This window comes from Streptomyces broussonetiae (assembly GCF_009796285.1).
Lineage (GTDB): Bacteria > Actinomycetota > Actinomycetes > Streptomycetales > Streptomycetaceae > Streptomyces > Streptomyces broussonetiae.
On record NZ_CP047020.1, the window covers coordinates 698,847 to 710,775 of the forward strand.

Genomic DNA, 11,929 nt, shown 5'->3' on the forward strand with positions numbered 1-11,929 from the left:
GGTCACACGTGCGGGCGGCTGCCGCCCTCCTGCTGGGGGAACGTCTGGTTCGCTCCGGGCAGCGTCGGCTTGGGCAGGGTCGCCACCTCCTCCTTGGCCTTCTCCAGCTGCTCCGCGGTGTCGTCGGGGAGCTGGGGCGGGGTGGCAGTGGCGTCGCTGAAGCGGAAGGCGGTCGTGAGGTCGCCGAAGGTGGCGCGCCGCCAGTCGCTGATGTTCGGCTCCTTCACGCCGGTGAACCGTTCCAGGAACTGCAGGGCCGAGGTGTGGTCGAAGGCCTCCGAGGCGACCCAACCTCCCACGGTCCAGGGCGAGATGAGGATGGCCGGGACACGGAAGCCACCACCGATCGGCAGGCCCTGGATGTACTCGTTCGCCGTGCCCGCGGGCGGGGTGGGCGGGGCCACGTGGTCGAAGAGGCCGTCGTTCTCGTCGTAGTTGAGGATGAAGGCGGTCTTGCTCCACACCGTGGGGTTGGACGCGATCGCCTCGAGCTTCGAGGCGACGAAGTCGGCGCCGGCCGCGGGGAGGTAGTCGGGGTGTTCCGACTGGTAGCTCGTCGGCATGATCCAGCTCACGGCCGGCAGGCGGTCGTTGCGTGCGTCGTCCTCGAAGGTACCCTCGGGCTGCGGACGTACCCCTCGCTCGTACAGGTCGGAGCCGGGCCGCGCGTTCTTGAAGGCGGCGAACTGCTCCAGCAGGTTGCAGCCGTAGTCGTCGTCCTGCTGGTACACCTTCCAGCTGACACCGGCCGCCTGGAGCCGTTCGGCGTACGTCGTCCAGCGGTACGGCGTGGGGGCGACGTTGCTGGTGATCGGGCCGCCGCGAGTGCCGCCGGGGTCGATGGTGCCGGTCATCCACATCAGGCGGTTGGGCCAGGTGGGGCCGAACACCGAGCAGTAGTAGTTGTCGCAGATGGTGAAGGTCTCGGCGAGCGCGAACTGGAACGGGATGTCGTCGCGCGTGTAGTAGCCCATCACATAGGGGCCGTTGGCGCCGTCGGCCTTGCGGTGTGCGGGCAGCCACTGGTCCATCCTGCCGCCGTTCCAGGCCTGGTGCTGTACGGCCCAGGCATGGCTGGTGGACGGGATGGCCTGGGCGCTCGACGTGTGGGTGTCGAGGTGGAAGGGCAGCAGATAGCCCTTGGGGTTCACGGCGTCGGGTTGGTAGAAGACGGAGCGTCCGGTGCCGAGCTTCAGGGCGTTCGGGTCGTTGAAGCCCCGGACACCCGAGAGGGTGCCGAAGTAGTGGTCGAACGACCGGTTCTCCTGCATCAGCATGACCACGTGCTCGATGTCGCTCAGCGATCCCTGGCTGGACGGCCCCGCGGCGACGGCCTTCTGGACGCTCGGCGGGAGGAGGGAGAGAGCCGCGGTGCCGCCCAGCGCGGCTGCGGAACCCAGCAGTCTACGGCGTGTCAACTCAGCCATGACGGCCCTTTCTCAGGCGAGATAGGCGCTTAGGAGTGACGGCCGGCCCGGCGAAAAGGTGGGCCGTCATCATCCTTCGCCGGGGACAGCAAGGCGCATCAGGGAAGGACCGTGAACTTGTGACCAACGCGCGGGAAGGAGTTGGCCAAGCCATGACATTCAACGCCTGTATGTTGCACCGATGTTGCCCTGCGTTGAGAAAAGGGTGGCTGCTGCAGGGACCCGGCCGCGTCCGGCGCCGGGACCGTCGCTCTGCTCCGACCGAGCGTCCCGGCACCGGATTCCCCGCACGGGGACGGGCTGCCGTCAGCGGTCGCCACGCGGGCGGGTGAGGGTGAAGCGGTCGACGGGGACGAGGTCCCCGTAGGGCCCGCTGACGGAGTAGTAGGTGACGTGGATCGAGGTCGTGCCGCCGGGGCGTCCCGGGTCGACCTCGAACGCGGCGAAGCCGTAGGAGTGCTCGGCGTCGCGCACCGCCGACCAGGGGGCGTCCTCGATGACGTAGACGGGCGGGCGCTTGCCGGTCGCCGGGTCGGCCGGGCCGACCCTGGTGATCACCCGGCACTGGGGGGTGGGGAAGAGCAGCTGGTTGGAGGGGGCCGAGGTGCCGCCCCCGCCGATCACCATGTGCACGGTGCCCTTGGTGGTGTCGACGGTGTGCGTGTCGGTGGCGGCAGGAATCGGCGTACGGGTGTCGTTGGGCTGCTGGCCCCGGATCGGGTGCGAGCGCTCGTAGTGGTGTTCATGGCCGCAGACGACCAGGTCGACGCCGTAGCGGTCGAACAGGGGCACCCACTCCTCACGGATGCCGAGGTCGGCGCCGTTGAACTTGTCGGCGGTCGAGATCACCACCTGGTGCATGCACACGACGACCCAGTCGATGTCGGGGTTCGCGCGGGAGGCGGCGAGTTCGGTCTCCAGCCAGCGCTTCTGGGCGCCGCCGGAGTAGCCGTGAACGTAGGAGTTTCCGGCGTCCTGGAGGGCGACGTCGTCGTTGTTGAGGCTGATCACCCGGACCGATCCTGCGGTGAACGCGTACCACAGGCCCTGCAGTTCGTCGTCCGCTCCGGCATCCGGCACGCTGAAGTAGGTCTGATAGGCGCCGTAGCCGATGGGGCCGTTGCCCAGTTCGTTCTCGTGGTTTCCGGCGGCCGGCATCCAGGGCCGGTGGCGGGCCGAGCGGGAGTTGTTCTCGAACCAGTCGGACCAGGTGCGCAGCCGGTCCGTGGACAGGTTGGCGTAGCAGAGGTCCCCGTTGACCAGGTGGAACAGGGGAGCGATCCGCTCGACACCGGCGGTGGTGTCGCCCGCGGCCGGGGAGCCGAGGTTGTCGTTGACGTAGATCCCGGCGGCGTTCTTCTGGCCGAGGGTCGGTGTGCCCTGGTCGCCGAAGCTGGTGAAGGTAAAGGCCGACCGGCCGCGCGGGGCCGTGCGCACGGTGCCGAACTCGGCCTGCGCGCCTTCGTGTACGGCGGCATAGACGTAGTCGGTGTCGGGCCTGAGGCCGTGCACCCGGGCGTGGTGCACCTGCACCTCGGTGCCCGACTTGGCGTCGCGGTACGTCGTGGTCTGCGCGGCGACGGTACGGCCGAGACCGCTCGCCGGGGTGCCGAGCAGGACACGGGGCCGGGACACGGACGCCGTGGTGTGCCAGGAGACCACGACCTCACGGGAGGCATCGGCCCCGAACTGCAGATGCAGCCCGGCGACCCGCGGTGCACCGAGGGCGCCGGGCTTCTCCCACAGCACCGGGCTCGCCGCGGCGGGCGTGGCACCGGCCAGCCCCGCCGCACCGGCCAGCCCCGCTCCCGAGGCACCCGCCAGCAGAGCGCGCCTGCTGGGGCCTGAACGGACAACAGAGTCAGGAGAGTTCATGACCGTGGATTCTTGCGGGGTGCCGGTGAACGGCACGGTGAGGTCCGGATGAACGGAACGTCAAACACGCTCTGGCCGTGCTTCCGTCACCTCTGACGTGAGGTCACCAGGGGGCCCGGCCACGAGCCGTGTGTCGTCGACAGCCACACCGACGAGTGGTTTGCGGCGGGCACCGTCCGGGGCGGCCGGTGCGCGAGCTAGTAATGAGGCCCGTCGGCCCGCTCGCAGGGCCGTCATTGCCTGCGTCCCCCCTCAACTCCCGCACACCACAGGCCCCAGGAGACACCCATGAGCCGCCTCACCCTTCCCGGTCCCGATTCGCTGCTGCGCAGGGGTATCGGAGAGTGGAGTATCGCACTCGTGGCCTGGCGACTGTTGGTGCTGCAGAACGCACACCCCGCTGTCGGCGCCGGCGTCGCCCGCTTCTCCACCTACCGGGCCCACCCCTGGCGCCGGATCGAGCACACGATGGACAGCGGCGTCCGGCTGTTCTTCTCCGACCGCGAGGGCCTGCGCCGCGAGATCGCCCGTCTGGAGCGCAGCCACCGCCGCATTCGCGGCACGGACGAGCAGGGCAGGCCCTTCGACGCGCAGGATCCCGGGGTGCGCGCATGGGTGCTGGTCACGCTGTACGAGTCGATCACAGCGATGCGTGAGCTGTCCGGCAACCCGTACACCCCCGCCGAGGCCGACCAGCTCTACGGCGAGTTCCGGGCCGTGTGCGCCGAGTTCGGCCTGCCCGACCATGTCCTCCCCGCCACCGCCGCCGACGTGCCCACCTATGTCGACACCGTGGTCCGTGACACGCTGGAATACAACCGGGCTGTGCACCACCTGCTGTTCGAGATGCTGCATCAGTCCCCGGCGCCCGGTCGGCTGGGCCGCCTGGCGCCCGCTTGGCCGTTGCTGCGCACCCTTGCCGCCCACACGCTGCGGGTGCTGACCGTCGCGGACCTTCCGCCCGTCTTCCGCGAGCGATTCGACCTCCCCCGGCCCCGGGGCGCCGGGATGCTGTCATGGGCGCTGCACCACGGCACGCGGCAGGTGCTGACCCGCCTGCCGGACCGGCTGCGGTACCGCATCCCGCCCACCGGTGTCGAACCGTCCGCCTCCCCCGCCACCGACACCTCGCCCGGCCCCGTCACCGGCCCCGTGCCTTCAGGACACGTACCCCGGCCCCGCCGCCCGCACGCGAGCGACACGCGCCGCAGGCGGCTGGAGACGTTCTTCCGACAGGTCCTCGACCAGACCGGCGACGGCTTTGTCGACGAGGCGGACCTGCAGGCCATGGCCCACAACGTCTGCTGGCAGCTCGAACTCACTCCTCAAGGAGAGGACGAGGTCCACGCCGCCTTCGCCACCTGGTGGCAGCACATGTGCAGCACCATGGACACCGACGACGACGGGCGCGTCAGCCGTGCCGAGTTCGTCACCTCGATGCTCGCCGGTGTCGACCACGACCCGGGTTACCTCGACAAGGGCCTGCATGTCGCCGTACGCGGGCTCTTCCACGCCGCCGACACCGACAGCAGCGGATACCTGGGGCCCGACGAATACCGCACCGTCTTCGGCGGTTCCCGTGTGCACCCGGCCGAACTCAATCACGGTTTCCGCCAACTGGACGCCGACGGCGACGGCCGGATCACCGAAGAGGAGTTTCTCGACGCATTCACCGAATACTTCACGGCCCGCAGCGACACCGCCGCAGGCAGCCAACTGCTCGGACGGCCATAGGCGACCCGGGTGCGCCGGTTCAGGGCCTGACGACCGGGAGGACGATGCGGGAGGACCGTACGGCGTCGTGTGCGATCTCCTGCCGAGCCGGACGGCCGTTTGTGCCCCTGTCGAGGGGTTCACCGGTGTTGGGGTTGCGGTCCCAGCGGGGGAAGTTGCTGGAGGTGACGTGGACGCGTAGGCGGTGGCCTGCGCGGAATACGTAGCTGGTGGACCAGAGATCGACGGCGTGTTCGGTGAACTCGCCCGGAGTGGTGTCCGGGCGCACGGTGCCGTCGACGACGTTGCGGGACACCCCGTCCGGGCCGACGTCGCAGAGCCGGACCACCCAGTCCGTCGACGGGGCGTCCGTGACCGCGTGGAGCAAGGCGCGGACGCGCCCGGTGACCTCGAGGTCCTCGGCCAACGGTTCGCTGGTGTACACGAGGACGTCCGGCCGGGCCTCCACCCGTGCCTGGTCCAGCGGACCTGCCCGGAACTCGCCGGACATCAGCAGCGCGCCACGGAAGTTCCCAGTACCCGCGGGTGGCCGGCTGGTCCACGTCGGCGACCAGTGCTCGAGCAGGCCGGTCATCACCGGAACGCTCTTGCCGTGGGGCAGCCGGCTCAGCAACACCCGGCACGGTCCGCCCGTACCGGGCCGGTAGCCATCGGCACGGAGAACGGTGCCGTCACGCATGGTGGCGGGGACATCCTCTTCGACCATCACGACCATGTGCCGGCCTCCTTTGTCGTGTGCCCTGTCTGCCCTCCGGGCACGGACTCTGTCAGCAGCGCGTGCCGTGCGGGCCACACCCGTGCGGCGGGCAAGGACAGGGCAGGAAGTCTGCCCAGGCGTTACCCCCGGGGATCTTCCGCCATGCCCTGCCGGCCGTCATCCTGGAGCGGCCCTCGCTGTCGGTACCGTCGGAACCACCGGAGATGCCATGCGCGTTCAGGACCCCGGCCGGGACGGCCGTGCGGCGGAGCGGTCGACGCGACACTCCGCGCCCACCGCCCCCGACCGCCTGGCAAAGGTCGCGTCGGACGGTGCCGGCCCCGTGCACCTCCCCGGGGCGTTCTCTCCCCAGGGCCTCCTCGCACTGCAGCGCACCGTCGGGAACCAGGCCGTGGCCGCGATGCTCGCCGACCGGCACGCGCGCGACAAGGGGCACGCACCCGCCGGGGACCACGTCCACGGGGAGCCGGTCCAGCGTGCGGCCACCGGGAACCGCGCCCAGGAGGAACCCGTACGGCGTGCTGCCGCGCACACCGTGCTCCGCTCGGCGGGCCGGCCGCTGGAGGCACCGCTGCGCACCGAGATGGAGGCCCGCCTCGGTGCGGACTTCTCCAGCGTACGGCTGCACACGGGCGACGCGGCCCGGCGCTCGGCGCAGGAACTGGGTGCCCGCGCGTACACATCGGGAGAGAACGTCGTCATCGGCGCAGGGGGCACCGACAAGCACACGCTCGCCCACGAGTTGACCCATGTCATCCAGCAGCGTCAGGGTCCCGTCTCCGGCACCGACAACGGCGCCGGAGTGCGTGTGAGTGATCCCTCGGACCACTTCGAGCGGGCGGCCGAGGCGAACGCGAGGCGAGCCATGGCGGCGCCGCTGCCGTCCGCGCACCGGACGGGGGACGACGGACACACCGACCTTGCCGGTTCGCTCTCCCGTTCCGTGCGGCACCCGGGCGAGGCCGGGACGCCCGCCGTACAGCGCGCCGTCGGGTTCGAGTTCGAGGCACAGTGGAACGTGCGCAGGATGGAGGCCAACTCGCAGGAGGTCCGCGAACAGCGCTCCCAGGAACGGCAGCGGCTGATCGACGCCAGGATCCTGGAGATCTTCCTCTCCCCCTACTCTCCGTACCACAGGCGGCTCACCCCGCAGGAGCAGACGCAGGTGGCGCAGGGCGGCGATCAGGCGTTGCGGGCCCAGTGGTTCGACCACGCCGGCTTCCTGACCTCCGCCGGTGCGCAGCGCCTCGAAGGCCTCGACGTGACCGCCGACGAACGTCAGAGCCTGGTGACGACCTTGATGGTCCGAGGTCAGGTGTCCGAGGAACCCCTGGCGGGCGAGAACCTCGGCAAGGGACGTGTCGACGGACTCGTCGTGGCGGGCAACAAGTTCGACCTGACCGCGGACGCCAGCCCCACCGGCGGCTCCAACCTGGAGTGGATCACCGACCCGCTCACCTCGCTCGCGGAGGTCGGGACGGTCATGGACAACGTGACCGCCATGGCCCGCTTCCTCGACGGCCGGCAGAACAGTGAGTACATCCGCTCCGAGGAGGTGACCGCGGGCGGCGGGACCCCCCGGCCCAACCTGCGGATCTACCCGGACGGAAACGCCCTGAGCTTCGCCCCGCAGGCGACTCTCGGAGCGCGCCTGGAGCGTCTGCCGAAGCTGATCGACTACCTCGAGAACCGCAGGCCCCTGAGCGTGCTGGAGCGCGTGCCCGTGCTGGGGGCGGGGCGCGTCAAGGGCCGCAGGCAGGCGTCCGCCGACCTGTCGGCGGGCGGTCTCGGTGACCTCCCCGTGGCGCGGGCCGGCGCCGACGCGGCGATCGCGGCACTCCTCCCCCAGCTCGGATTCCCGCTGTCGGGGGCCGAAACCAAAGCACTCACAGGCCTCGTCATGCACCTTGCCGCGTACCTGATCCAGGGCCAGAACCTCCAGCCGGGTGCCAACGCCAAGTCGATCGCCGGGGCCCTGATGGCCCGTACCGACTTCGCCCACTCCTTCAGCCTGCTGCCGGCGAACCTGACGGGACACTTCCAGGCGAACCCTGACGCGTTCGCCGCGCTCGTCCTGCAGGCGGCGAACATGACCGGCCACGGCGAGGAGCGCGTCTTCGGCAACGAGGTCGAACGAGGTCTGGCCAACGACCGCACCCGGACCACCGTCGAACTGACCCGCAACGCCTGGCTGCGCGCCCTGCCGTCCGGCTCGGACCTGCTCAAGAACTGGGAGCACCTGACCGACGCCGAGCGGAACACGGTGGACGACGAGGACGGCGCGCGAGCCGTCCACAAGTCCCTGGGCGCTCTCGGCGCCCAGCAGAACCTCGTCGGACCGCAGGCCGACCAGGAGGCAGTCGTCGCCGAACTGCGCCGTATGAAGGACAACATACCGACGGCCCGGCTGAAGCCACTGGCCGTCGCCGTCTTCACACTCGTCGAACAGCTCAACGCGCAGCGGACGTTGCGCTACGAGAAGGGCCTGTGACCCTGGGCGGAGGCTCCCGCGGCAGCACGTCGACGAGCGCTGCCGGCGAACCGCCCCATGCGACACATGCGCCCGCCGGCGGGGCCGTCATGCTGCCCGGCCCTTGCTCCCGTGCCCGTGACGCCGGGCCGTTGAGGCATCAGACGACGAAGCGCTGCGCCCCGTCCTGCCCGATCCGCTGGTTCTCCGCCACGTAGGGGCGCAGTTCCCGCTCGTAGCCCTCGAAGGCCTTGGTGTGGTCCGTGCCGGCCTGCGCGAGGTGACGGGCCAGGGTGCTCGCGCCGATGAGCGCCTGCGAGGTGCCCAGGCCGGAGGTGGGGGCGGCGCAGTAACCGGCGTCGCCCAGCAGCACGACCCGGCCTGCGGACCAGCGGTCCAGTCGCACCTGGGCGGCGGAGTGGAAGTAGAAGTCGGGGGCGGTCGCCATGTCCGCCAGCAGCCGGGGCACGAGCCAGCCGGCACCGGCCATGCGCTCATGGATGGCGCGCTCCTGCTCGTCGCGGCTGAGCAGGTCCAGTGCCGGGGAGTCGGTGGTGAAGAAGAGGTTGGCGGACATCCGGGCGGGGTCCGCCGCGCTGTACAGGTAGGCCGTGCGACCGGGAGACTGCCACATGGCCCCCCGGTGGTTCAGGCCGAGGTGGTTCGCCGTGGTGAATCCGGTGCCGGACAGGCCCAGGTGGTGTACCGCCTCGGCGTGCGGGCCGAAGACCAGGCGGCGCACCACCGAGAAGATGCCGTCGGCGCCGACCACGAGGTCGTAGGTGTCACGCTCGGCCCGCTCGAAGCCGACCCTCACGCCGTTGTCGTCCTGTTCGATACGGTTGATCGAGTCGCCGAAGACATAGCGCACCGCGTCCGCCGTGTGTGCGTGAAGGATGCGCGTCAGGTCGCGCTTGGGCACCTCCAGTTCGCCGGAGAAGACCTCGGCGGGCAGTTCACCGATCCGTTCGCCCTGGGCGTCCAGCAGGTCGGTGCCGGTGATCCCGGTCGCGTACGTGCGCACCTCCGCCAGGATGTCCAGTTCTTCCAGCGCATCGAAAACGGCACCCCGGAAGTCGATGGCCCAGCCGCTCTGGCGCAGGGACGGGGCTCGTTCCACAACGGTCACCTGGTGCCCGTCGCGGTGCAGGAGGAGGGCCAGGGCCGGGCCGGCGACACTTGCTCCAGAGATCAGAATCTTCATGCGGCCTCCACTGTCTATATGTGTAGATCCGTCCTGACCCTCAGCTTCGCCCCGACCCGAACCGGTGATCAACAGCGGTTTCAGCCATCGGCATCAGGTCCTGAACCAGCGCGTTCGTACCGTCCCGAACGGCCGGTTCTCGCCGCCGTTCGCCCGCCGCTCCCTCAAGTGCGCGGGAGCAGCGGGCCGGTGTGGCGCATGGCTCATGTGCCCGGGGCCGTGTCGAAGGCCACGAATCTCAGCTCCGAGGCGTAGCGGCGCCCCTCGTCGTCGGTGAGCCACGTCTGTTCCGGCGTGGGCAGCATCTCCGTGAAGGTGACCGTGCCGTCCGGGTCCTTGCGGGCCAGGCGGCGCAGCGCCTTGGCGAGGATCGTGACGTACACGGGGCTGTCGAAGTCGACGTAGAAGGGGCGGGACTCGGTCGGGGAGACGACGAACACATAGCGCGGCAGGCCCAGTTCGGCGCGCCAGCGGCGGGCGCGGACGAAACGGCGGGCCTCGTCCTTCTCGTCGGCGAACTCCGTGTGCGCCGCCGGCAGACGCCAGGTCTCCCGCGCGACCACCAGGCGGTCGACCGTGACACGGGGTGTGTGCCCGGCCAGCGGCAGCAACTGGAAGAGGTCCATCGACAAGGTGGTCAGGACGTGCGCGAACACGTCCAGCACGGGGAAGGCCGAGCCGTCCGGAAGCCTGACGACGAGGCCACGGTCGCGGTCCTCGACGAGGGCGTCGGCGCTGCGGACGGTGCGGGGCCGGGCCGGGTCGGCGGTGAAGTCGGCGAGGGCCACCTGGTGGTCCTCAGGGCGTACGAGGGTGTGGCGGACCCGGGCCGAGAGGCGTGCCCGGTGCTCCTTGGGGATCAGGGGCATCAGACGCGGGCCGGGGTGGTCGCGGTCGGTGAGGCGGAACAGTTCGCCGATGTCGGGGTGCTGGTGGGTGAAAAGGGAGGCGCCCAGGGTGTTGGCGGCCAGGTGGAGTTCGCCGAGGACGAGGGTGAAGTCGCCGCGTGCGATCGACTCGGTGCCGTCGGCCGCGATCAGGATGTCCGGGCTCAGGTAGCGGGCTGCCGTCCAGCCATCACCGGTGTGCGGGAACTGCTCCCGTACCGCCGCCTCGATGTCGGCCGACGCCACGGCCACGCGGCGGGCCTGCGCCGGAACGGCCAGGATCCGCTGCCAGCGCGCGGCGAACTCCCGCTGGAGGTCGCTCGCCGCGGCACGGGCGGCGCCGTGCAGCACCGGAAGGCAGGCGAACCAGAACGACGCCAGGTCCACCGGGCCCTCGGCCGCAAGGCGGTCGTACACCTGGCGCGTCTCCTGCGTGACCGTCGTGGCCAGCCCGGAGGTGAGCCAGCCGGCGCTGTCCATCAGCAGCCGCAGCGGGCGCAGCGCCTGGAGCACCGTGGGGCCGAGGCGGGCGGTGGCGGACCGCCGTGTGTCGGAGTACACCAGGGCCCGGCAGGGTGCCGTCGACGCGGACTTCTCCCGTACGGCAGCCGTGGCGGTGAGGTCGGTGAAGTCACGCTCGAGTGCGGTCATCGCCTCGATCAGGCCGTCCGCGTCACGAGCGGCTGCCACTGCGGCCCGGCCCCGCTCCAGCCGGTCCAGCGCCTCCCGTGCCCGTCGGCGCGGCCCGGCCGCGCCGACGGTCTCGACCCAGGCGCGCAGGGCCCGGTCGGGGTGGGTGTCGGCGGGCACCTCCAGCCGCCACACCACCCAGCGGCGGGCGACGAGGTCACTCAGGACTGCGGGGACGTCGACGTCCGGGAGGTCGAGGGCGATGTGCCGGGCAGCCCGGGCGCCGTCGCAGCGGGCAAGGACGGCCGCCGTCTCTGCGGACACGGTCACCGCCCGCCGGCCGGGCACCCGGACGCGGTTCCCGTCCAGCGCGACGAAGGGAACGCGCCGGGGTGCGATCCACTCGCGCAGCGCGGGATCGGCGTCGAGAGTCTTCGCGAGTGCGTCGATGCCCCAACTCGCCCAGTACACCGAGGACTCGGCGATCAGACCGGTACCGGTGTCGACGGTGGCACCCGGGGTGACCGGGTCCCAGTGTCCCCAGCCGACCGGGCCGAAGAAGCCGATCGTGTCGTTCTTCACGCAGAACCGCTGCCAGTAGTGGGCAACCAGCTCCTCACGCTGGCGGGGCATGCTGCTGCGGCTCTCCACGCTCGGCGTCCAGCGCAGGAACGGGGCGATGCCGGAGGCGAGCACCGGCCGGTTCTGCCAGGCCACCGCCTTCCGGAAGGACGGCATGCGGGCGATGTTCTGCAGGGTGTGCGCGGTGTCCACCGCGGCGTCCCCGAAGAGCCGGGCGAAGTCCTCCCAGCGGATGCCGTCGAGGGGGTCGTCGGCGGCGAACTTGTCGGCCGCCTCCGCCAGTCCGGCGGGCGCGAGGCGCAGCACGCCGTCGGCGGGGAAGCCCGGCCCACGCAGGGCGAACTGTTCCCACAGCCGCCAGCGGCCGAGGGACGGCACGAGGTCTTCGGTCATGGCACGGCT

The 11,929-nt window shown here is 71.0% G+C and carries 7 protein-coding genes; 2 read left to right on the forward strand and 5 right to left on the reverse strand.

Annotated elements, in window-relative coordinates; all coding sequences use genetic code 11:
• Positions 1-2: 2 nt before the first annotated feature.
• Both GQF42_RS03475 and GQF42_RS03480 read right to left on the reverse strand, forming a co-directional pair.
• Positions 3-1,427, reverse strand: coding sequence for an alkaline phosphatase family protein (locus GQF42_RS03475; protein ID WP_158917503.1), 1,425 nt, complete (start codon positions 1,425-1,427; stop codon positions 3-5).
• Between the two features lie 306 nt (positions 1,428-1,733).
• Positions 1,734-3,302, reverse strand: a complete 1,569-nt coding sequence (locus tag GQF42_RS03480; RefSeq protein ID WP_158917505.1) for a purple acid phosphatase family protein — start codon at positions 3,300-3,302, stop codon at positions 1,734-1,736.
• Between the two features lie 288 nt (positions 3,303-3,590).
• Between GQF42_RS03480 and GQF42_RS03485 the strand changes: the two genes are divergently transcribed.
• Entirely contained in the window at positions 3,591-5,036 is a 1,446-nt protein-coding gene (locus GQF42_RS03485; protein ID WP_158917507.1) for an EF-hand domain-containing protein, read from the forward strand.
• A 19-nt stretch (positions 5,037-5,055) separates the two neighbouring features.
• Here the strand turns inward: GQF42_RS03485 and GQF42_RS03490 are convergent, their stop codons facing one another.
• A complete protein-coding gene (locus GQF42_RS03490; RefSeq protein ID WP_199272558.1) occupies positions 5,056-5,751 on the reverse strand; it encodes a CocE/NonD family hydrolase in 696 nt (231 codons plus the stop codon).
• Between the two features lie 211 nt (positions 5,752-5,962).
• On the opposite strand from GQF42_RS03490, the gene GQF42_RS03495 reads away from it, so the two are divergent.
• The gene (locus GQF42_RS03495) at positions 5,963-8,245 is read left to right on the forward strand and encodes an eCIS core domain-containing protein (RefSeq protein WP_158917509.1); all 2,283 of its coding nucleotides are present in this window, start codon (positions 5,963-5,965) and stop codon (positions 8,243-8,245) included.
• Between the two features lie 139 nt (positions 8,246-8,384).
• Here the strand turns inward: GQF42_RS03495 and GQF42_RS03500 are convergent, their stop codons facing one another.
• Both GQF42_RS03500 and GQF42_RS03505 read right to left on the reverse strand, forming a co-directional pair.
• Complete coding sequence (locus GQF42_RS03500; protein WP_158917511.1) at positions 8,385-9,428, reverse strand: FAD-dependent monooxygenase; 1,044 nt, start codon at positions 9,426-9,428, stop codon at positions 8,385-8,387.
• 203 nt (positions 9,429-9,631) lie between these two features.
• Positions 9,632-11,920 carry a lantibiotic dehydratase gene (locus GQF42_RS03505; protein WP_158917513.1) on the reverse strand — a complete coding sequence of 763 codons (2,289 nt, stop codon included), beginning with the start codon at positions 11,918-11,920 and terminating at the stop codon, positions 9,632-9,634.
• Between the last annotated feature and the right edge of the window lie 9 nt (positions 11,921-11,929).

Coding starts and splice junctions, on each gene's coding strand:
- GQF42_RS03475 (WP_158917503.1), bottom strand. CDS start 1,427: ATGGCTGAGTTGACACGCCGTAGACTGCTGGGTTCCGCAGCCGCGCTG.
- GQF42_RS03480 (WP_158917505.1), bottom strand. CDS start 3,302: ATGAACTCTCCTGACTCTGTTGTCCGTTCAGGCCCCAGCAGGCGCGCT.
- GQF42_RS03485 (WP_158917507.1), top strand. CDS start 3,591: ATGAGCCGCCTCACCCTTCCCGGTCCCGATTCGCTGCTGCGCAGGGGT.
- GQF42_RS03490 (WP_199272558.1), bottom strand. CDS start 5,751: ATGGTCGTGATGGTCGAAGAGGATGTCCCCGCCACCATGCGTGACGGC.
- GQF42_RS03495 (WP_158917509.1), top strand. CDS start 5,963: ATGCGCGTTCAGGACCCCGGCCGGGACGGCCGTGCGGCGGAGCGGTCG.
- GQF42_RS03500 (WP_158917511.1), bottom strand. CDS start 9,428: ATGAAGATTCTGATCTCTGGAGCAAGTGTCGCCGGCCCGGCCCTGGCC.
- GQF42_RS03505 (WP_158917513.1), bottom strand. CDS start 11,920: ATGACCGAAGACCTCGTGCCGTCCCTCGGCCGCTGGCGGCTGTGGGAA.